Source organism: Vibrio sp. 10N (genome assembly GCF_036245475.1).
In the GTDB taxonomy this organism is placed as follows: domain Bacteria; phylum Pseudomonadota; class Gammaproteobacteria; order Enterobacterales; family Vibrionaceae; genus Vibrio.
Genome location: NZ_BTPM01000002.1, coordinates 1,565,001 through 1,588,958 on the forward strand (window position 1 = coordinate 1,565,001; position 23,958 = coordinate 1,588,958).

11 protein-coding genes are annotated in these 23,958 nt (G+C 51.0%); 6 read left to right on the forward strand and 5 right to left on the reverse strand.

The window, feature by feature from the left end; translation table 11 throughout:
• Positions 1 to 85: 85 nt before the first annotated feature.
• From AAA946_RS23070 to AAA946_RS23085, 4 genes are all read left to right on the forward strand, one after another.
• Positions 86 to 11,287, forward strand: a complete 11,202-nt coding sequence (locus tag AAA946_RS23070) for a Calx-beta domain-containing protein (RefSeq protein WP_338167078.1) — start codon at positions 86 to 88, stop codon at positions 11,285 to 11,287.
• 182 nt (positions 11,288 to 11,469) lie between these two features.
• A complete protein-coding gene (locus AAA946_RS23075) occupies positions 11,470 to 12,888 on the forward strand; it encodes an amidohydrolase family protein (RefSeq protein WP_338167079.1) in 1,419 nt (472 codons plus the stop codon).
• 130 nt (positions 12,889 to 13,018) lie between these two features.
• Positions 13,019 to 14,023, forward strand: coding sequence for a helix-turn-helix domain-containing protein (locus AAA946_RS23080; protein WP_338167080.1), 1,005 nt, complete (start codon positions 13,019 to 13,021; stop codon positions 14,021 to 14,023).
• Positions 14,024 to 14,123: 100 nt separating this feature from the next.
• Complete coding sequence (locus tag AAA946_RS23085) at positions 14,124 to 15,383, forward strand: carbohydrate porin (RefSeq protein ID WP_338167081.1); 1,260 nt, start codon at positions 14,124 to 14,126, stop codon at positions 15,381 to 15,383.
• 51 nt (positions 15,384 to 15,434) lie between these two features.
• Here the strand turns inward: AAA946_RS23085 and AAA946_RS23090 are convergent, their stop codons facing one another.
• Genes AAA946_RS23090 through AAA946_RS23105 form a run of 4 tightly spaced genes read right to left on the reverse strand, consistent with a single transcriptional unit; the run spans position 15,435 to position 21,593 of the window.
• Positions 15,435 to 17,549 (reverse strand): type I secretion system permease/ATPase, encoded by a 2,115-nt coding sequence (locus AAA946_RS23090; RefSeq protein ID WP_338167082.1) that lies wholly within the window; start codon positions 17,547 to 17,549, stop codon positions 15,435 to 15,437.
• 15 nt (positions 17,550 to 17,564) lie between these two features.
• On the reverse strand, positions 17,565 to 19,475 hold the full coding sequence (locus tag AAA946_RS23095; RefSeq protein WP_338167083.1) for a bifunctional diguanylate cyclase/phosphodiesterase: 1,911 nt from the start codon (positions 19,473 to 19,475) through the stop codon (positions 17,565 to 17,567).
• Between the two features lie 6 nt (positions 19,476 to 19,481).
• Complete coding sequence (locus AAA946_RS23100; RefSeq protein WP_445206134.1) at positions 19,482 to 20,141, reverse strand: transglutaminase-like cysteine peptidase; 660 nt, start codon at positions 20,139 to 20,141, stop codon at positions 19,482 to 19,484.
• Between the two features lie 60 nt (positions 20,142 to 20,201).
• The gene (locus AAA946_RS23105) at positions 20,202 to 21,593 is read right to left on the reverse strand and encodes an HlyD family type I secretion periplasmic adaptor subunit (RefSeq protein ID WP_338167084.1); all 1,392 of its coding nucleotides are present in this window, start codon (positions 21,591 to 21,593) and stop codon (positions 20,202 to 20,204) included.
• Between the two features lie 359 nt (positions 21,594 to 21,952).
• On the opposite strand from AAA946_RS23105, the gene pdxH reads away from it, so the two are divergent.
• Positions 21,953 to 22,591 carry a pyridoxamine 5'-phosphate oxidase gene (gene pdxH, locus AAA946_RS23110; RefSeq protein ID WP_338167085.1) on the forward strand — a complete coding sequence of 213 codons (639 nt, stop codon included), beginning with the start codon at positions 21,953 to 21,955 and terminating at the stop codon, positions 22,589 to 22,591.
• A gap of 284 nt (positions 22,592 to 22,875) precedes the next feature.
• A complete protein-coding gene (locus AAA946_RS23115; protein ID WP_338167086.1) occupies positions 22,876 to 23,691 on the forward strand; it encodes an AraC family transcriptional regulator in 816 nt (271 codons plus the stop codon).
• 39 nt (positions 23,692 to 23,730) lie between these two features.
• On the opposite strand, the gene AAA946_RS24190 is transcribed toward AAA946_RS23115, so the two are convergent.
• A complete protein-coding gene (locus AAA946_RS24190) occupies positions 23,731 to 23,898 on the reverse strand; it encodes a diguanylate cyclase domain-containing protein (protein ID WP_445206135.1) in 168 nt (55 codons plus the stop codon).
• Between the last annotated feature and the right edge of the window lie 60 nt (positions 23,899 to 23,958).

The window sequence follows — 23,958 nt, forward strand, 5'->3', positions numbered from 1 at the left end:
CTTTATTGGAACGCAGGGTTAACGAGTGGGTTAGGTAAAATTACAGAGCTATCCGGTCGTCACAGGGTGACTCAAGGAGTCGAACATGAGTGGTTTTTCTTTATTTGGTGCAGCGCAAATCTCGGGTACGTTAGTGGTGGATGCTCAGGGAAGGTTGACAGTTCTTCCCGAGGGATTAGACCCTCGTCCAGGAGATGTCGTAATAGACATTTTAGAGGATGCAGAGGTTGGTGAGGATGTGAACGTCGTTGTTGTTCAAGGCGATGGCTCAGCGAGAACGCTAGAAATCACGGCTTTGGATGCAGACGCAATTATCGCACAAATCGAATCTGGACAAGACCCGACTGATGTAGAAGGTCAAGAGACTGCAGCAGGCGAAGAAAATGGCTCAAGCCCGACTACCACAGGAGTCATTGAGCGGGATGGCACACAGGTTATCGCCTCCACACAATTCGATACAACAGGTTTAGAAGCGCAAGGTTTGTCGGCAACACAATCTTTAACTTTGCTTCAGTTCGCTCGTCAACCCGAGCAGATAGCTGAAGAAGTCATTCCGGCCACTTTAAGTATTACCGGTGGAGACCAAGTTAATGAGGGGGAAAGTGCTGAGTTTGTTGTTCGATTATCTGCTGAATCAGAAACTGACATAACTCTTGGGCTGAGCTTAATAACTGGTCAAGACAGCTATACAGCTGAAGCCGATGATTTGGAATCCATCAGTGCATTCTATGTAGACAGTGATGGTGAAACTCAGGCTGTAAGCATCAATGATGGGCAAGTTAATCTACCAGCTGGAGTGACAGAGCTTACTGTTAGTGTTCAGACTAAACAAGACGCTGTATTTGAAGGACGAGAGAATTTTGGCCTTCGAGTATCGGATGTAGACGGAGTTACATTACAAGATGGCAGCGGCACATTCGATGAGGAGGGAACCCTGTTTGTTGTAGGTGATGCGGAGATTATTGATGACGGTTCGGGGCCTGGGCCAGATCCGGACGATGATCGCCCAGAGCTCTTTATTACTCAAGCGGTGTCAGTAGACGAAGGCACGAGCGCCGTGTTCACCGTGAGTCTATCGAAAGCGACCGAAGATGATGTCGTCTTGAACCTTGCCACCGCGACCGACGGCAGTTACACCGCTGAGTCGGGAGATATCGGTGCGATGACCGCGAGTTATAACGATGGCGAGTCTGACGTGCCTCTTACCATCACCGATGGCAACGTGACCCTACCCGCAGGCGTCACCGAATTTACCGTGACTGTTGCGACCACGCCGGACGAAGTGTTTGAAGGCCCTGAGACCTTCGGCGTGACGGTGACGGACAATAACAGCGTGACCACCAATGGCTCCGCTACTGGTGTGGGCACCATCCTCGATGATGGTTCGGGCCCAGGACCCGATCCAGACGATGACCGTCCAGAGCTTTCCATTACCCCCGCAGTGTCAGTAGACGAAGGCACGGGCGCGGTGTTCACCGTGAATCTATCGAAAGCGACCGAAGATGATGTTGTCTTGAATCTTGCCACTGCGACGGATGGCAGTTATACCGCTGAGTCGGGAGACATTGGGGATCTTACTGCGAGTTATAACGATGGTGAGTCTGATATACCGCTCACCATCATCGATGGCAACGTGACCCTCCCAGCGGGCGTCACCGAGTTTACCGTGACTGTTGCAACCACGCCGGACGAAGTGTTTGAAGGCCCTGAAACCTTCGGCGTGACCGTGACGGACAACAACAGTGTCACCACCAATGGCTCCGCTACTGGTGTGGGCACCATCCTCGATGATGGTTCGGGCCCAGGACCCGATCCAGACGATGACCGTCCAGAGCTCTCCATTACCCCAGCGGTGTCAGTGAACGAAGGCACGGGCGCGGTGTTCACCGTGAATCTATCGAAAGCGACCGAAGCGGATGTGGTGTTGAACCTTGCCACCGCGACCGATGGCAGTTACACCGCAGAGTCGGGAGACATCGGGGATCTTACGGCGAGTTACAACGATGGCGAGTCTGACGTACCTCTTACTATCACCGATGGCAACGTGACCCTGCCAGCGGGCGTCACCGAGTTTACCGTCACCGTGGCGACCACGCCGGACGAGGTATTTGAAGGCCCTGAAACGTTTGGCGTGACCGTGACGGACAACAACAGCGTGACCACCAACGGCTCTGCTACCGGTGTGGGCACCATTCTCGATGATGGTTCGGGTCCAGGGCCAGATCCAGACGATGATCGTCCAGAGCTTTCCATTACCCCCGCAGTGTCAGTAGACGAAGGCACGGGCGCGGTGTTCACCGTGAATCTATCGAAAGCGACCGAAGCGGATGTTGTCTTGAATCTTGCCACTGCGACGGATGGCAGTTATACCGCTGAGTCGGGAGATATCGGTGCGATGACCGCCACGTATAACGATGGCGAGTCTGACGTGCCTCTTACTATCACCGATGGCAACGTGACCCTACCCGCAGGCGTCACCGAATTTACCGTCACCGTCGCGACCACGCCGGATGAGGTGTTTGAAGGCCCTGAGACCTTCGGTGTGACGGTGACGGACAACAACAGCGTGACCACCAACAGCTCTGCCACCGGTGTGGGCACCATCCTCGACGATGGTTCGGGTCCAGGACCAGATCCAGATAATGATCGCCCAGAGCTCTCCATTACCCCAGCAGTGTCAGTGAACGAAGGCACGGGTGCTGTTTTCACCGTGAATCTATCGAAAGCGACCGAAGATGATGTCGTCTTGAACCTTGCCACCGCGACCGACGGCAGTTACACCGCTGAGTCGGGAGATATCGGTGCGATGACCGCGAGTTATAACGATGGCGAGTCTGACGTGCCTCTTACCATTACCGATGGCAACGTAACTCTGCCTGCGGGTGTGACCGAGTTTACCGTCACCGTGGCGACCACGCCGGATGAGGTGTTTGAAGGCCCTGAAACCTTCGGCGTGACCGTGACGGACAATAACAGCGTGACCACCAATGGCTCCGCTACTGGTGTGGGCACCATCCTCGATGATGGTTCGGGCCCAGGACCAGATCCGGACGATGATCGCCCAGAGCTTTCCATGACCCCAGCGGTGTCTGTGAACGAAGGCACGGGCGCTGTGTTCACTGTGAATTTATCGAAAGCGACCGAAGCGGATGTCGTGTTGAATCTTGCCACCGCGACCGATGGCAGTTACACCGCAGAGTCGGGAGACATAGGGGATCTTACCGCGAGTTACAACGATGGTGAGTCCGACATACCGCTCACTATTACCGATGGCAACGTGACGCTGCCTGCTGGCATAACTGAGTTTACCGTTACCGTCGTGACCACGCCGGATGAGGTGTTTGAAGGCCCTGAAACCTTTGGTGTGACCGTGACGGACAACAACAGCGTGACCACCAACGGCTCTGCTACCGGTGTGGGCACCATCCTCGATGATGGTTCGGGCCCAGGACCCGATCCGGACGATGATCGCCCAGAGCTTTCCATTACCCCTGAGGTGTCAGTAGACGAAGGCACAGGCGCCGTGTTCACCGTGAATCTATCGAAAGCGACCGAAGCGGATGTCGTCTTGAATCTTGCCACCGCGACCGATGGCAGTTACACCGCTGAGTCGGGAGATATCGGTGCGATGACCGCGAGTTATAACGATGGCGAGTCTGACGTGCCTCTCACCATCATCGATGGCAACGTGACCCTGCCAGCGGGCGTCACCGAGTTTACCGTGACTGTTGCAACCACGCCGGACGAAGTGTTTGAAGGTCCAGAGACTTTTGGCGTGACGGTGACGGACAACATCAGCGTGACCACCAACGGCTCTGCTACCGGTGTGGGCACCATTCTTGATGATGGTTCGGGTCCGGGGCCAGATCCAGATGATGACCGTCCAGAGCTTTCCATTACCCCAGCGGTGTCTGTGAACGAAGGCACGGGTGCTGTGTTCACCGTGAATCTATCGAAAGCGACCGAAGCGGATGTCGTCTTGAATCTTGTCACTGCGACGGATGGCAGTTACACCGCTGAGTCGGGAGATATCGGTGCGATGACCGCGAGTTATAACGATGGCGAGTCTGACGTGCCTCTCACCATCATCGATGGCAACGTGACCCTCCCAGCGGGCGTCACCGAGTTTACCGTGACTGTTGCAACCACGCCGGACGAAGTGTTTGAAGGCCCTGAAACCTTCGGCGTGACGGTGACGGACAATAACAGCGTGACCACCAATGGCTCCGCTACTGGTGTGGGCACCATCCTCGATGATGGTTCGGGCCCAGGACCCGATCCAGACGATGATCGCCCAGAGCTCTCCATTACCCCAGCGGTGTCTGTGAACGAAGGCACGGGCGCTGTGTTCACCGTGAATCTATCGAAAGCGACCGAAGCGGATGTGGTGTTGAATCTTGCCACCGCGACCGATGGCAGTTACACCGCTGAGTCGGGAGATATCGGTGCGATGACCGCGAGTTATAACGATGGCGAGTCTGACGTGCCTCTCACCATCATCGATGGCAACGTGACCCTCCCAGCGGGTGTGACCGAGTTTACCGTGACTGTTGCAACCACGCCGGACGAAGTGTTTGAAGGCCCTGAAACCTTCGGCGTGACGGTGACGGACAACAACAGCGTGACCACCAACAGCTCTGCCACCGGTGTGGGCACCATCCTCGACGATGGTTCGGGTCCAGGACCAGATCCAGATAATGATCGCCCAGAGCTCTCCATTACCCCAGCAGTGTCAGTGAACGAAGGCACGGGTGCTGTTTTCACCGTGAATCTATCGAAAGCGACCGAAGATGATGTCGTCTTGAACCTTGCCACCGCGACCGACGGCAGTTACACCGCTGAGTCGGGAGATATCGGTGCGATGACCGCGAGTTACAACGATGGTGAGTCTGACGTGCCTCTTACCATCACCGATGGCAACGTAACTCTGCCTGCGGGTGTGACCGAGTTTACCGTCACCGTGGCGACCACGCTGGATGAGGTGTTTGAAGGCCCTGAAACCTTCGGTGTGACGGTGACGGACAATAACAGCGTGACCACCAATGGCTCCGCTACTGGTGTGGGCACCATCCTCGATGATGGTTCGGGCCCAGGACCCGATCCAGACGATGACCGTCCAGAGCTCTCCATTACCCCAGCGGTGTCAGTAGACGAGGGCACAGGCGCTGTGTTCACCGTGAATCTATCGAAAGCGACCGAAGCCGATGTCGTGTTGAACCTTGCCACCGCGACCGACGGCAGTTACACCGCTGAGTCGGGAGACATAGGGGATCTTACGGCGAGTTACAACGATGGTGAGTCTGATATACCGCTCACCATCATCGATGGCAACGTGACCCTACCCGCAGGCGTCACCGAATTTACCGTCACCGTGGCGACCACGCCGGACGAGGTATTTGAAGGCCCTGAAACCTTCGGCGTGACGGTGACGGACAACAACAGCGTGACCACCAATGGCTCCGCTACTGGTGTGGGCACCATCCTCGATGATGGTTCGGGCCCAGGACCCGATCCAGACGATGACCGTCCAGAGCTCTCCATTACCCCAGCGGTGTCAGTGAACGAAGGCACGGGCGCGGTGTTCACCGTGAATCTATCGAAAGCGACCGAAGCGGATGTGGTGTTGAACCTTGCCACCGCGACCGATGGCAGTTACACCGCTGAGTCGGGAGACATCGGGGATCTTACGGCGAGTTACAACGATGGCGAGTCTGACGTACCTCTTACTATCACCGATGGCAACGTGACCCTGCCAGCGGGCGTCACCGAGTTTACCGTCACCGTGGCGACCACGCCGGACGAGGTATTTGAAGGCCCTGAAACGTTTGGCGTGACCGTGACGGACAACAACAGCGTGACCACCAACGGCTCTGCTACCGGTGTGGGCACCATTCTCGATGATGGTTCGGGTCCAGGGCCAGATCCAGACGATGATCGTCCAGAGCTTTCCATTACCCCAGCGGTGTCAGTGAACGAAGGCACGGGTGCCGTGTTCACCGTGAATCTATCGAAAGCGACCGAAGCGGATGTGGTGTTGAACCTTGCCACCGCGACCGATGGCAGTTACACCGCTGAGTCGGGAGATATCGGTGCGATGACCGCGAGTTATAACGATGGCGAGTCTGACGTGCCTCTCACCATCATCGATGGCAACGTGACCCTCCCAGCGGGTGTGACCGAGTTTACCGTGACTGTTGCAACCACGCCGGACGAAGTGTTTGAAGGCCCTGAAACCTTCGGCGTGACGGTGACGGACAACAACAGCGTGACCACCAACAGCTCTGCCACCGGTGTGGGCACCATCCTCGACGATGGTTCGGGTCCAGGACCAGATCCAGATAATGATCGCCCAGAGCTCTCCATTACCCCAGCAGTGTCAGTGAACGAAGGCACGGGTGCTGTTTTCACCGTGAATCTATCGAAAGCGACCGAAGATGATGTCGTCTTGAACCTTGCCACCGCGACCGACGGCAGTTACACCGCTGAGTCGGGAGATATCGGTGCGATGACCGCGAGTTACAACGATGGTGAGTCTGACGTGCCTCTTACCATCACCGATGGCAACGTAACTCTGCCTGCGGGTGTGACCGAGTTTACCGTCACCGTGGCGACCACGCTGGATGAGGTGTTTGAAGGCCCTGAAACCTTCGGTGTGACGGTGACGGACAATAACAGCGTGACCACCAATGGCTCCGCTACTGGTGTGGGCACCATCCTCGACGATGGTTCGGGTCCAGGACCAGATCCAGATAATGATCGCCCAGAGCTCTCCATTACCCCAGCAGTGTCAGTGAACGAAGGCACGGGTGCTGTTTTCACCGTGAATCTATCGAAAGCGACCGAAGATGATGTCGTCTTGAACCTTGCCACCGCGACCGACGGCAGTTACACCGCTGAGTCGGGAGATATCGGTGCGATGACCGCGAGTTACAACGATGGTGAGTCTGACGTGCCTCTTACCATCACCGATGGCAACGTAACTCTGCCTGCGGGTGTGACCGAGTTTACCGTCACCGTGGCGACCACGCTGGATGAGGTGTTTGAAGGCCCTGAAACCTTCGGTGTGACGGTGACGGACAATAACAGCGTGACCACCAATGGCTCCGCTACTGGTGTGGGCACCATCCTCGATGATGGTTCGGGCCCAGGACCCGATCCAGACGATGACCGTCCAGAGCTCTCCATTACCCCAGCGGTGTCAGTAGACGAGGGCACAGGCGCTGTGTTCACCGTGAATCTATCGAAAGCGACCGAAGCCGATGTCGTGTTGAACCTTGCCACCGCGACCGACGGCAGTTACACCGCTGAGTCGGGAGACATAGGGGATCTTACGGCGAGTTACAACGATGGTGAGTCTGATATACCGCTCACCATCATCGATGGCAACGTGACCCTACCCGCAGGCGTCACCGAATTTACCGTCACCGTGGCGACCACGCCGGACGAGGTATTTGAAGGCCCTGAAACCTTCGGCGTGACGGTGACGGACAACAACAGCGTGACCACCAATGGCTCCGCTACTGGTGTGGGCACCATCCTCGATGATGGTTCGGGCCCAGGACCCGATCCAGACGATGACCGTCCAGAGCTCTCCATTACCCCAGCGGTGTCAGTGAACGAAGGCACGGGCGCGGTGTTCACCGTGAATCTATCGAAAGCGACCGAAGCGGATGTGGTGTTGAACCTTGCCACCGCGACCGATGGCAGTTACACCGCTGAGTCGGGAGACATCGGGGATCTTACGGCGAGTTACAACGATGGCGAGTCTGACGTACCTCTTACTATCACCGATGGCAACGTGACCCTGCCAGCGGGCGTCACCGAGTTTACCGTCACCGTGGCGACCACGCCGGACGAGGTATTTGAAGGCCCTGAAACGTTTGGCGTGACCGTGACGGACAACAACAGCGTGACCACCAACGGCTCTGCTACCGGTGTGGGCACCATTCTCGATGATGGTTCGGGTCCAGGGCCAGATCCAGACGATGATCGTCCAGAGCTTTCCATTACCCCAGCGGTGTCAGTGAACGAAGGCACGGGTGCCGTGTTCACCGTGAATCTATCGAAAGCGACCGAAGATGATGTTGTCTTGAATCTTGCCACTGCGACGGATGGCAGTTATACCGCTGAGTCGGGAGATATTGGGGATCTTATTGCGAGTTATAACGATGGCGAGTCTGATATACCGCTCACCATCATCGATGGCAACGTGACCCTACCCACAGGCGTCACCGAATTTACCGTGACTGTTGCGACCACGCCGGACGAAGTGTTTGAAGGCCCTGAGACCTTCGGTGTGACGGTGACGGACAATAACAGCGTGACCACCAATGGCTCTGCCACCGGAGTGGGTACTATCCTCGATGATGGTTCGGGCCCAGGACCCGATCCGGACGATGACCGTCCAGAGCTTTCCATTACCCCCGCAGTGTCAGTAGACGAAGGCACGGGCGCGGTGTTCACCGTGAATCTATCGAAAGCGACCGAAGATGATGTTGTCTTGAATCTTGCCACTGCGACGGATGGCAGTTATACCGCTGAGTCGGGAGATATTGGGGATCTTATTGCGAGTTATAACGATGGCGAGTCTGATATACCGCTCACCATCATCGATGGCAACGTGACCCTACCCACAGGCGTCACCGAATTTACCGTGACTGTTGCGACCACGCCGGACGAAGTGTTTGAAGGCCCTGAAACCTTCGGCGTGACGGTGACGGACAATAACAGCGTGACCACCAATGGCTCCGCTACTGGTGTGGGCACCATCCTCGATGATGGTTCGGGCCCAGGACCCGATCCGGACGATGATCGCCCAGAGCTTTCCATTACCCCTGAGGTGTCAGTAGACGAAGGCACGGGCGCGGTGTTCACCGTGAATCTATCGAAAGCGACCGAAGATGATGTGGTGTTGAATCTTGCCACCGCGACCGACGGCAGTTACACCGCTGAGTCGGGAGATATTGGGGATCTTACGGCGAGTTACAACGATGGTGAGTCTGACGTGCCTCTTACCATCACCGATGGCAACGTAACTCTGCCTGCGGGTGTGACCGAGTTTACCGTCACCGTGGCGACCACGCCGGATGAGGTGTTTGAAGGCCCTGAAACCTTCGGTGTGACGGTGACGGACAATAACAGCGTGACCACCAATGGCTCCGCTACTGGTGTGGGCACCATCCTCGATGATGGTTCGGGCCCAGGACCCGATCCAGACGATGACCGTCCAGAGCTCTCCATTACCCCAGCGGTGTCAGTAGACGAGGGCACAGGCGCTGTGTTCACCGTGAATCTATCGAAAGCGACCGAAGCGGATGTCGTCTTGAATCTTGCCACCGCGACCGATGGCAGTTACACCGCAGAGTCGGGAGACATCGGGAATCTTACCGCGAGTTACAACGATGGCGAGTCTGACATACCGCTCACCATTACCGATGGCAACGTAACCCTGCCTGCTGGTGTGACCGAGTTTACCGTCACCGTGGCGACCACGCCGGATGAGGTGTTTGAAGGCCCTGAGACCTTTGGCGTGACGGTGACGGACAACAACAGCGTGACCACCAATGGCTCCGCTACTGGTGTGGGCACCATCCTCGACGATGGTACCGGACCTGGTCCAGATCCAGACGATGACCGTCCAACGCTCTCAATCACTCCTGCAGTGTCTGTCAATGAGGGGACTGCGGCCATGTTCACCGTGGGGCTATCTAAGCAGACGGAAGCTAATGTTGTGTTGAATCTCGCAGCGGTGACTGGCGGTGACTACAGTACCGAGGCAGGAGATATAGGAGCTCTTACCGCGAGTTATAACGATGGTCAGTCTGATATACCACTGACCATTAACGACGGTAATGTGACTCTACCCGCTGGTGTGACCGAGTTTAAGATCACAGTACCAACGATTGTAGATGGTGTATATGAATCTCCAGAGACCTTTGGCGTAGTGGTGACCGACAATAACAACGTCACCACTAATGGCTCTGCGACTGGTGTTGGTACAATTACCGACATTAACACGCCACCAGAAGTGACCGATTTTGAGCTATATGCCAGTGATGACAACATTCCATTAGACTTCTCCGATTTTATTACTGACCTCGAAGATGACCAAGACCCAGATAAAGTCACCATGATCAAAATCGAGAAGGAACCAGCTTTTGGCCAGCTCTATTTTATCAGTGGTGCAGGTATTCGATTCGACCTGGATGAAGGGGATATGATCGAGGAGACCTTTGATATCTATTACGATGTCGACGTTGCTTTTGATGCCACTATTGATGGCTTTACCGGAGACCTTAGTGAGCTCGAGGAGCAAGGGATAATTTTAACTGGTGGTACCTACGCGGATGATGCACCACATGATAATTTAACAGAGGAGATGATCGGTTTCGATGGTTCTGGTGTCTTGAAGCAACGTGGCTACTATACTGAGCGCGCTGATGAAAGTGGTAGCGGTAAAGAGACAGAGTCACTCGCTAAAGAATACATGTCGGTTAAGTTCCAAAGTGGTTTGGTGACCAGTTTAGCTATCGGAATAGGTGCGATGACAGGGGCGTTCAACAACGGCGATGCTCAAGTTTTTGTGTATCTATACGCCGACGGTGTACTCGTTGATCCCGATCCGATTGTGATTGATGGACCCGATGACAACTCCTCGAAGCAGGCGGTCATCAATGTCGATTCTGATGTCCCTTTCGATGAGTTCCGAATTATCGCTGTCGATGACGATCAAAATGCAGGTTTCGTGCTCCAAAGCATCGAAATCATAGAAGCTCAAGTAGAAGATCAGTTTATGTACAGTGCTGTAGATTCCGAAGGTCTTGCCAGTACTGAAACGGCGACGGTTGATGTGAACATCCTATCTAAAGGTAACTTAGATCTGGCAGACGATTTAGACTTTGCTGTGCAAGGTGGCAGTGGTGTTACTGTGATTCACGGAACTGACGGCAATGACCTTCTCATTGGCGGGCTAGGTGACGATGTGATGACTGGTGGCTTGGGCAACGATACCTTCAAATGGGCGGAATCTGATCTTGACGGTGGTTACGACATCATCAAAGACTTCTCGCAAGAAAATGGTAATGATGACGTTATTGACCTTTCAGATTTGTTTGATGACGACGATAGCTTAGCAGACCTACTAGCTTCTGAGGTGATCCATACCGAAGAGTTAGATGGCAATACCGTAATCAGCATTGATAAGGGTAATGAAAAATCGGTGAGCATTGAGCTTGAGGGGGTAGTAGGTGTAGACCTTAGTACCATTCTCATCATCAACGATCCGTAATTTGTGCGAGCGAACGAAAAAGGGAAGTCTAATCGACTTCCCTTTTTGTTACCGGAGTTCTATTTAGCTGGATTCAAATGAGTAAGATTTTAAGTGTCGTCAAATGGCAGTTTTTTGTGAAGGTGATTGGTTGCTATGTGCTCACACATTGAGACACCAACATCACTGAAAGAGAGTATTACATGTTTAAGAAAACACTGATTGCTGCTTCACTTGCGTTGACGACAGCTTCTGCTTTTGCTGCTATGGCACCGACACAAGCTTCTGAACCAACCATAATCGAAGCGCCGCAAGTGGTTGTATTTAAGAACGTCAATATTTTCAACGGAACCGAAAATAAGCTGTACAACAACCACTCTGTCGTTGTTACTGGCAATAAAATTACAGCAATCACCCAAGGCAATGCCGATGTACCAGCTGATGCCAAAGTGATTGACGGTGAAGGTCGAACCTTGATGCCTGCATTAGTAGAAGCGCACATGCATCTAGCGCTACCAAAAGGTCTGCTTGGTACCAACGATATGCGTTGGTCAGAGATCGCCGTACATGCTAAAGGGTTCGGTGAGATGTACCTTGATCTTGGCTTTGGTACCATTCGAGATGTTGGTGGTGCGGACGGTGTTTGGACTGAGCTAGAGAAAAAAGGTGATATCGACTTCCCGCGAACTTATGTTTCAGGTGCGCCTATTGCGCCAATCGGTGGACACTCAGATGTCGGCTTACAGTCACGCCGACTGACGGATTCTCCACAGAACCTAGAAATCCTAGGCATTATGTCAACGCCGGCTGGCGTGGCAGAGATCCATGAGCAAGCGCGCCATAACTACCGTCAAGGTGGTCAGTTTACTAAGGTGTTCCAGTCGGGTGGCGTATCGTCAAAATTTGACCCATGGCAATACCAGTCACTACTGGATGAAGAGCTCAAGGCTGCGGTAGATATTGCTGAATCGTACGGCTCCTATGTGGCGACTCACGCATACTCAGACAAGGCATTGCACCAAGCGTTGGATACTGGTGTGAAGTCCATTGAACACGGCTTTATGTTCAATGAAAGCCACCACAAGAAGTTTAAAGAAAACGGCGCTTTCTTGGTGACGAACCTCACCGCGTTCTCACCGGAGCTAGCGAAGGTGCCCGTAGTACAAGACCCAAGCATTCAGAAGAAGCTAGCGTCGGCGCAAGCGGCTTTCGACAGCTACATTGAAAACGTACAGAAGCTAGACCCAGACTACCGAGCGTTCAATACGGATTGTGTGGGCTATGCGGATATGTGTGCCAAGCAGATCTCCCATGAGATTTACCTAAATGCGAAGTTCTTCGGCAACTTCTCGGCGCTTCGAGCAATGACATCAACCGGTGGCCGAATTTCAGCGGAGCTGATGGAGGATTGGATCAACCCATACTCAGACGGCAAAATTGGTGTGATTGAGGTGGGAGCGTATGCCGACATTCTACTGATTGATGGTAACCCACTTGAAGACATCACGCTTATTGGTGGTCGAGAAACTTGGCTGACCAATGATGCTAAGCCAGATGGCTCTCATCTGACAGAAATGGATCTCATCATGAAAGACGGTAAGATTTTCAAAAATACCCTCTAAAACAAAGCGCCTGACTATCAGTCAGGCGCTTTGTTTTATTGCTGCTGTCACGCTTTCGCCATTGAAACGGTTTGACCAAACTCGACTGATTGACGACACTTTAGGTATCCATTCCTAACCTCTTCATTTTATGAAACAAACTCAAGAGATGGACTTCTCACTCGTTTCCAAACAAAGCGTCGAGTTCTTTGCCAGTATGCTGGGTGAGATTGATGGTGACACGTACGCCCTGCTCCGAAGGGCAACCATTCCCAGCGATATCCATACCAGCACCGATTATGAATACTTGCCTGAATCTAGCCTGAAGAACTTCTTTGAGGTGTTGGCTCAGCACATGAATGAAGAGCGGGCCGGGTGGCTATTTTTAAGAACTTGCCGGGAGCACTATGTTCCCGAGCTAATGACATCGATGCCCAAACAACAGACCTTGAGAGGCACACTTGAGACTTTTGCTAGTGAGCTTCAATCACGCTCAACAGGAGTGAGGGTGTATTTACAACAATCGGCAAACACTTGGTGGCTGGTGCGTGATAAAGCCGGTGTCAATGAGCCATGGTTTAAGTACGCAGAAATGTTTTCTGTCATTTGCATGGCTGAGGTGCTAAGAGTGCTGACGAATCATCAGTGGAGTCCTATACGTATTGGTATTCAAAGCAAAAATATTGAAGACTTTTCTCGTTTGCCATCCCTAGAGCATGCAGAGTTTTATGTTGAGCGCCCAGTCACTGCGTTAGAAATCCCCTTCTCATTACTCGATTTGCCCGTAAAGGCAACGTTGCCAAAAAACAGTAATTTTGCACCCGTGGCTCAGCCTCTGAGCTTTAAAGCGCAATTTACGTTAGCTATCACGCCTTACCTTTCTATGGGAAAGCTACCGATCAAGCTCGCTGCGGAGATTTTGCGCCTCAATGTTAGGACCTTGCAACGCCGATTGAGTGCAGAGAACATCATCTACAAATCTTTTATCGAGCAACTTGTTTTCGAAGATGTGAAAACGAGGCTTAGTGAGACGGATGAGTCTATCACTCAACTTGCCAATCGTTTTGGTTATTCCGATTCTGCGCACTTCACCCGCTCCTTTAAACGCGTTGCTGGTGTTACTCCTTCGGCTTATCGCTCTAAATATCAAAAATAGGCGCCATCCACTCCGTCACCCGATGTCATCAAATGGCAATTAATGAGTGTTCAGCCTATTAAAATAGATGACCCAGTATTCACCTACAAGAGCGTTATCTATGTCCCTAAAGACTCCTTTACTAAGCCCACTTTTATTCGGTCTATTTTTTGCCGTGTCGGCGAATGCGACTAATTTTGAAGGCCCAGATTCGGTTGAGAATACGATTGCTCAGCAAACGGAACAAAAGAAGGATTGGCGCAATCAGTTAGCGGATAAGGGAGTTACTTTTGGTGCAGACTATTTTGCTCTAGGACTAACGTCGCCCAATGGTGTCGATGGCTCTAACGTGAGTGCAGCGTCAGGTGTAGCTAGGTTTTATGGTTCGTGGAACCTACTGGGTCAAGGTACAAACAATGTGGGTAGCTTAGTGTGGAAGGCTGAGCACAGACACAGTTACACCTATACCGACCCAAAGAGTTTCGCATGGCTTGGTCAAGATCAAGTTGGTTACGCGGGTATGATTGCACCTGCATTCAGTGACCAAGGTTTTCGCGTCACGGATCTAAACTGGAAGCAAAAAATCAGCGATGGCCGTGGCTCTATTATTGTTGGCTGGCAAGACGTGACCAACTACGTGGATGTTTATGCCCTAGCAAGTCCTTGGTCTGGCTTCACCAACCTCGCTTTTTCTACTGGGGCAGGCGCGATGGGCTTACCCGATGATGGTGTGTTGGCGATATCGGCCGGTCATATGCTGGGTGACAATTTTTACATTATCGGAGGTATTGCTGATGCAAAAGGAAAATCAGAGGACATTTTTGATGGTTTCGATACCGCATTTGGCAGTGACGCAGCTTACTTTAAAACCTTAGAATTTGGTTGGACCGCTTCTCAAGAGCAAATTTATACGGATAACTTGCATCTGACCTTTTGGCACATGGATGCGGGCTCTCGTCATAGCTTGTCGTCGACAGTACTGGAAGATGGTACGGTCATCGGTGGCGAATCAGGGCAGGGTGTGAACTTCTCTTGGAGCCGATTTGTCACTCCGCAAATTATGCCATTTGTTCGTGGTGGTATTTCTGAAGGGGATGTTGCCTTGTATGACCGCTCGCTATCAGTCGGTGTGGGTTATTTTGGTTTAGGTCAGCCGACCAATAATTTGGGATTTGCCATCAACTGGTCTCAAACCAATGAAGACACACTGCAAACGTTTTTAAACGCAGGGGAAAGACAGGTTGCAGCGGAGCTTTACTACAACATGCAGTGGGGCGATCACGTTCAAATTACGCCTGATGTTCAGTACATTAAAGACCCAGCGTTTTCGAGCGAAAGTCATGCCTGGGTGTTTGGTATACGTGCCCGTATCTTTATCTAGTCGTTAGAATAGAAAAATCCCGCTGACTAGAGCGGGATTTTTTAAGTGGGTTTAGCTTGCGGCTCTGACTTTGCCTTCTCTCAAATCATTAAGAACCCTAGCTTTAGGGCCGTCAGCAATGATGGTCCCTTTCTCCATCACAATAACTCGATCCACGACTTCCAACATGGAAGTTTTATGAGTGATTAGAATCAACGTTTCCGACTCTTTAAGTTGTTTGAGCTGAGTCTTTATATGCAGCTCTGAGCGGTTATCCATTGAACTGGTGGGCTCATCCATGATCAAGATAGGAGGGCGAGCTAAGAATGCTCGGGCAATCGCTACAGCCTGTCTTTGACCGCCGGAGAGTAGCAAGCCACCTTCACCAACCTGCCTTTCAAGGCCGGCAGGGTCTTGCTGCGTAAATACCGTCACCCCAGCTCGGTTCGCCGCATCCATGACATCGCGATCATCGACCAATGGTCTTCCTAGGGTAATGTTGTCACGAATTGAACCGTAGAAGAGGGTGCAATCTTGCGGCACACAGCCAATATTGCGTCTCACGTCCACGTGGTGAAGCTGAGCTATGTCGGTTTCATCAATCCTGACATGACCCTCGGTGGGTTGGTAAAGCCCCATGATGAGCCGCTCAAGCGTGGTTTTCCCTGAGCCTATACGACCGATGATGGCCACTTTCTCACCCGGCTCAATTGATAGGCTTAAATCCCGAATTGACGCCATGGGTGAATCTGGGTAGTGGAAAGTAACTCGATCCAGTTCGATTTTGCCGTGAATGATAGGGCGGTGAATGTAGCGCTTACCTTCCTCTTGCTCGTTGGGCATCGCCATGACCTGCTCGATAATGGTCATTGACGATTTCGCTTGGTTGTAGCGTGTTGATAGCAATGAAAGCTGCACTAATGGGCCAATCGCACGGCTGCTCAACATGGTAGCGGCAATTAGCCCCCCCATGGTTAGCTCACCTTCCGCTATTAAGTAAACGCCGAGGATGATCATACCGATGTTGGAAGATTGCTGTACAAAGCCAGCGGTATTTTGAATCCCATCGGTAATGCGCTTGCTTTTGATGTTCCAGTTCGCCATATGCGCAACCGCTTCTTCCCAGCGGTATTGATACTGGCTCTGCGCACCGAATATCTTCACAGTTTCAAGCCCTGCTAAGCTCTCGATTAAGTTAGCGTATTTTTGCGAAGCAAGACGCGACCCCTCTTCAATGGTTTTGCGCAGTGGTCCTTGGATGAGTAGCGAATAAAGAATGAGTATCACAACACCGACAATAGGGATGATCACCAAGTTGCCTGCCATCAGCCAAATAATGACCAAAAACAGCAGCGCAAAAGGCAGGTCAATCAGGGATGCTATGGTTGCTGAGGTGAAAAACTCACGAATGGATTCAAACTCTTGCAAGTGACGCGCAAACGCACCGACCGAAGGCGGACGCGATTCCATTCGAATGCCCATCACCTTGCTAAACAGTTTAGATGAGATAAGGATGTCGGATTTTTTTCCGGCTACATCAATAAAGTAACTGCGCATCAGCTTGAGCAGTAAATCGAAGCCAAAGACGATAAAAATACCTGCTGCGAGTACCCACAGGGTTTCAAAGGCAAGATTTGGCACCACTTTGTCGTATACCAAACGAGTGAACAGCGGCGCGGCAATGGCGAAGATATTGATAAGTAGCGAGGCAATCAACACATCTCGGTAGATGCGTTTCGACTCCCACAAGGTGCCCCAAAACCAGTGACCATCTCGAGTTTTTAGGACCTCAGGTGAACGCTCATCGTATCGAAATTGCTTTTTCACCAAGAAGTAACGGCCAGAGTATTGGGCGATAAGATCGTCTAGGGCAATGGATATGGGCACCATGCCAGATTCAAGGGTGATGACTTCCGCTTCATTGCTTTCTTTGTCGATACTGTTCAGCACGCACGCATCGCCGCCTTTGAGAAGCAGAATCACAGGAAAAACAATGGTTGGAATAGCATCCAGATCCGCCCGGTTCTCTTTAGCAACCAATCCTGCACGTTCAGCCGAACGTGGTAGTAAGAATGGGGTCAGTTTGCCTGAAGATAGGGGCAGGCCATTAACCAACGCCTCTGGGGAGTTGGCTAAGCCGTAATATCGACTGATGTAGATGAGCGAATTGAGTAACGGATCCTTCATGGATTCTTGCACCTATTATTTGTCCACAATAAAGCCTTGGAACACATCAACAAAGTGCTCTGACAAGAAGTCGAGCTGAGTTTGTGTCTCTACGCGTGAGGCGATAGTTTTAATACCTAAGTTGTGCGCCGTTCTTGAAATTGAAGTGAGCGTAAACTTCTGTTTCTCATCATCAAGTTGATGAGTATACAGATAGTCGAGTTTGACATAATCAGGCCTAAACTCGTTGAGATACTCTAGAGATTGGAAATTACGCCCGTAATTATCGACTCCAAATTTTGCGCCTGCATTGCGAATCGCATTACAGAACAGAGCCGTATGATGTGGGTTACTGATAAAGCAGCTTTCTGGGATCTCAAAATGGAGTTTCTCGCAGATGCTACTGTGTTTGCCTAGTTCGAGCGCTATCCAACGGATAAAGCTTGGCTGGGCAATACTGGTTGGCGTGATGTTGATGGCGATAGCATCTGCCATTTCTTCACGCTCAAGCTTGTTGATGACCGACGTGATGACGTGTTCATCGAAGATGTGACTGGCATCGAGCTGCTCAAGCGCCAGTAGATATTGGTTTGCAGTGTAGCGTTCACCGTCTTTCTCAATCGCAGAGAACACTTCTCTGTGATAGGTTTCGCCCCAACTGCTATTAGCCGCTTGGAAACGGAACGTGACTTCTTCGTTGTTGATAGCTTCTTCAACCAGGGCGCGCCATTGTTGTTTGCCCATGATGACGCCAGTTTGTTCGCTGGAGATGTAACCATAGTCCATCTCCGGATTCGACTTCGCTTTGGTGAGCGCGTTATCCAGCACAGACAGCATTTGCGTGGAGTTTTTGCGCTCTTCATTAAATACCACCCCCAGTGATGCTTTCGCTTTACTAAGACCGGTTGGGTCTGCATTGAGATCTTGAATGCAGGTGATGATGCTGTTGGCTGCGAACTTGAGCTCATTTTCATCAATATTCGGAAATACAAAACCAAACTCATCTGTCGAGATACGAGCGATCACGGTGTTTGGTAAATTAATGGTCATTGACAGCAGATCAGCAAGCTCGCGTACTAGCCCATCTCCAGCTTCATATCCTTCGCTCTTGTAGGTTTGCTTAATAAACTCGGCATGCAAGATGGCAACGCCACCCAGTGAAGACTCAGAAAGCCATTGATTGAGCTGTCCCATGAAGAAAGCACGGTTACCAAGGTGAGACACGGGATCCATATACGCGCGTTCACGCAGCTTCTGTGCTTCTTTCGCTTGTTGTTTGAATGATTCTTCTACATGTGCTGACATGCTATTTATGCCATCTACGACAGCAATCAAATCTTTGGTTCTAGGTCTAAGCAGCGGCTCACCAAATTGACGATTGGCCACTTGTTCCATTTTGAGCACAATGGCGCGCAGTGGATTCAGCGCTCGGCGTAATATAAAGGCGATAGCGAGTAAGCCCAATACGAGAATGCCGAGGAATGCCGCCGAAAGACGCTCAAACGCATGCCAAAGCTGAGAGTACGCCTCGCCAGGATGACTAACAATTTCTACTTCAGCCAATTGCAGCCAGCCACTGGTGACAACGCGAGAGTCCTGAATTGGCGAAAATAGAGGAAGATTGGTGAACCAAGCTGGTACATCGCTCGGCTTGATAGGGTATGTGCGCACTATCTCTTCATCGCTTTCAAGAAACGCCAGGCGAACCGTAGAGTAAGTGCTGCCATCAAATAGGGCATTGATCACCGATTCCACCGCGACCTTGTCTTGAGACTGGAGGTACGGCGCCAAGGCAAGTCCGACGGTATTGATGGTGTTATTGACCTCAGAGCGTTGCTGTCGCTCCAAAAAATCTTTTGTGGTGTTAATTTCGATAATAAACACCGACGTCAATAACAGTAAAAAAACGGCTATCATGCCGACCACTAGCTGTCTGTATAGTGTCATAATTATTTACTCGTCGTAATTTACCTTTGGTTTCCGTAACGTTAATGAGCGCTCGCGACTGCGCAAATCATTCCATAATTTTAGTCTCGACGACTTTCCGGCTAACGTGCCTTGGGTGGTTTTCATGGTCCAAAGGTTGCGACCATTAAAACTGTAAATCGGTAGTAGGTCTCCACGTTGAGACGCAGGTTTTATTTCACCAATCAGGTTGTCCAAAATCAGTGGCTGCGAGCGTGGCGTTTCGTAGTAGGCGAGTACCATGTGGAACTGATTGAGTTCTATCGCCTTGACGTAGACCAAACGTAGCTTTTTATCGGAGATACCGAGTTCGAGCAGCGAGAAGTACTTGGCAATGGTGAAATCTTCACAGTCACCAGCATTGCTGCCTAAAAACTCCAGTGGTGTTGCCCAATAGTCTTTTTTGCCCCACAGCTTGATATCGTCAACAAAGTTGAGCTGATTAAAAAACTCATTGATGCCAGCAAGCTGCTCTTTTTCGGATCGTCCTTGTAGACCCGCCAACACTGAACGCCAGGTTTCAACACGTTTGCCTGCACGCTGGCCGTAAGTCGCGCTCACGGTCGAGATCCAACGCTGCTCTTGTTTGGTGTAAGCGTTGCTCTGTGTCGCTAGGCCAAGTGCCGCAGCGATCGTGCATCCTATCAGTGCATATTTTAGTTTGGTGCGCAGACGCTTCCTTGGCTCAATGTCTATGACTCAATCCCTTTACTCTTTAAGAGCGTTATTCTTAGCGCTTAAAATTGGCTTAAGCAGGTAATCCAATACTGTCCGTTTACCAGTGATGATGTCGACCGATGCTGTCATGCCAGGAATAATTGGCAGCGTTTCATCGTGACCAAAATTGGTTTGTTCGGTTCGTACTCGGACGATATAAAAGCTGTTGCCTTCTTCATCCTGAGTAGTATCGGCGCTTATGTGTTCTAGTGTGCCGTCAAGGCCGCCATATTTGGTAAAGTCATAAGCACTAAACTTAACAATGGCGTGTAAGTCTGGACGCAAGAAGGCGATGTCTTGTGGGGCAATCTTGGCTTCAACTAGCAAGGTGTCTTCGGTCGGAACGATCTCGACAATATCCATACCCGGTTGAATTACGCCGCCCACGGTATTCACGTTGAGAGTTTTCACAGTGCCGTTGACTGGAGAGACCACGACGGTGCGGTTCACTCTATCTTCCAGCCCCACTGCGGATTCGGTCATTGATGATAATCTGTCTTGTGCTTCATTGAGCTTTTCTTGCTGCTCCGAGCGAAACTTCTGTGCGATATCAATGCGGCTTAGCTTGGCTTCATCAATGGCTGAGCGCAGAGTGGGTAATTTAAGCTCCGTTGACGTGAGCTCACGGCGCGTATCGTTGACTTGGCGTTGTAATTTGAGCAGTTCAACGCGTGGCACTACGCCTTCTTCCGCCAGTGGCTTGGTGATATTGAGTTCGTCACGAGCGAGGTTATAGCCATTCCTTAAGTTGCGAGCTCTTGCTTGCATTTCGACTAGATCTTGTTGTTTTTGGCGAACTTGCTGGTTGATAACAGAGAGTTCGTTACGTAGCTCATTGAGGTCCTGTCGGTATTCCGCACGCTGACGCGCCACTAGGTTTTTGTTGTTTTCTTCAAAAGTTGGAGGAAAGGCGAGTTTGTTGGTATCTAGAGTCACCGATTTTTGCCAATCATCGCCGGTGCGATCTTCATCAATCACCACACTCGATAAAGAGGCTGAAAGCTGAAGCACGTTGGCGGTTAGGCTGAGTACCTGCTGCTCACGTTCGCGAAAGTCAGAGCGAAAACGTGTGTCATCGATGAGAAGAAGTTGCTGGCCTTGAGTGACACTATCGCCCTCTCTGACGAGAATTTCTTTGACCAGCCCCCCTTCGAGGTTCTGAATCACTTGGACTTGGGAGGATGGGATGACTTTTCCTTGACCCACGGTGACTTTGTCAATTTCAGCCCATGCCGCCCAAGCAATGGCACAAACAAAAAATACCACCATGACCCACAGCATGATGCGGGCACTTGTAGGAGTATTTAATAGCAGCGCGGCGGTTTTATCGTCGATGTAATCCAGTTCGGCGTCCGACACCTTTTTGTATTCTTTATTATCCATATTCCATCCGCAGGGGGTGATGTTCAGGATCAGACTAATAGATTGATTCTATTACCAAGATTATCCATCTGTAACCTGTTGTCTTAGAAAGAGTCGATCCATCATGCATTATTGGACGTAGTTCACGGTGTGACCGCTCGTTAAAGGGGCACTTCGTCATTAGCGTTACCCAAAAGTTTAGCAGTGACGTGGTGAATATAAAGTAATGAATTATCGAAATATTGTCTGGCTTGGAGAAACTCATCACCCATTAGTGACAAACTAGGCGATAGAATTCAAAAATCTACGTCGAGATAGGGAATTCGGGTTGTTTTCTGTCACATATCGGCGCAAAATTCACAAAAAAGTGAGGAGTTGTTATGGGAATTGAAGATATTCGCCGCGAGTATTCGAAAGGTGGCTTGCGTCGTAAAGACTTAGCAGACGACCCGATTGATCAATTTAACAAATGGCTTGCGCAGGCGATGGAAGCCAAGCTTAGCGACCCAACTGCGATGACTGTGGCGACGGTAGACCAAAATGGGATGCCGTTTCAGCGTATCGTGCTGTTGAAAAGTGTCGATGAGAACGGTTTTGTGTTCTATACCAACCTAGGTAGCCGCAAAGCTCAGCACATCGAACACAACAACAAGGTGAGTTTGCATTTCCCTTGGCACACACTTGAACGTCAAGTGCATATTACTGGCGTAGCAGAAAAGTTGACGGCGATGGAAAACATGAAGTATTTCACCTCGCGTCCAAAAGAGAGCCAACTTGCAGCGATTGCCAGCAAGCAAAGTAGTCGCATTTCAGCACGCGGTGTACTTGAAGGTAAGTTTCTGGAACTGAAACAGAAATTTGCTAAAGGCGAGATCCCTGTACCAACATTTTGGGGGGGCTACCGTATTCGTCCTGAATCGATTGAATTCTGGCAAGGTGGCGAACACCGACTGCACGACCGTTTCTTGTTTAGCAAAGATGGAACGGGTCAATGGGATGCTGAGCGACTGGCGCCGTAATCACCATTTGGTGTTCGTAATTTATCTAAGCTGCGGTTTTCGCAGCTTTTTTTTATGTTTCTAGTTAGATGTAGTACAAATTACAACCACCGTAACTTGTTGGTTCATGATCATTGTTCCGGAAGCTTGATCAAGTAAGGATCCTTTTTTATGCTTCTGTTTCCTGAGCATCCTCTTGTCGCAAGACCAGTAACGATAGGTGATAGCGCGATTCGCTTTCCCAAATTCAAAGGAAATCGGTATACTCCGCGGATCGACATTCCATTTACACTGAGGCCGGAAACATGGTGAAACGCAACAATGACATCCTTGATCATGCTTCCTTAGCGCCCCACATCATTAAGCCTGCGGAAATCGTTCGCCTGCCTTCGCATATGGACTCTCATGAGCACCATTACACCCAAGTCGTTATAGGGCTTAAAGGTCAGTCTGAGTTTGATGTGGGTGGTGTTGGTAATCGAGTTGGCCCCGGACAGGGCTGTGTGGTGACTTCTGGCCTTGATCATGCTTTCGGAGGGATTGTTGATCAACCGGATATTTTGGTACTGAACATGCCACTGCCAAGTGATGATGATCCGGTGCTTCTTCAAAGAATCAATGAGCTGTCGAAGAGTAAAACCTATTTCCAACTCGATATTCAAATTCAAAAGCTGATTCAGATGCTGGTTGCGGAAATGAAAAGCAGCCCCGATGATCTGTTACTCAGCCGTGCGTGTAACGACACGGTGGTGGCTTTATTGCAGCGTCACATTTCAGAGCTCAAGACATCACTGCGTGACTCTCGTTTCGATCTTGAACAGATTGATCGCTACATCGAGCAGCATTTAGCTCATAAGATCTCCGTCGCCCAGCTCGCCGGAAGTGTCTTTTTGGGGGAAAGTCAGTTCCATATGCTGTTTAAAGAGCAGTTGGGCATTACGCCACATCAATACGTGCTGAATAAACGTGTTGATGCGGCCAAGCGATTGATTGAACAAGGCAATTTAAACCTAGGCCAGATTGCCGAGTTCACTGGTTTTTCAGGTCAAAGCACCTTCACTCACGCGTTTTCAAGACTACAAGGTGTTTCCCCTTCGCAATACCGCAAGCGCTTTAGTTAATTACGACAAGTGCACTCGGTATTGGGTTTGAAGTCAGCATCAACCAAACTCAAACCCCTCTTCGTAAACGATACAGTTTCTTCCTGACTCCTTTGCTTGATATAACGCAATATCAGCTTTGCCTATTATCTGCTTCACGCTCTGCGAATTGGTGCACTTGGCTACACCAATACTGATGCTGAGTTTTAGTGATGGGTAGTCTTTGATGCGATGATCGTGATGCGTATTTAGTTTTCCCTGTAAGGAGTCGCTGCTATTTCATGTCAA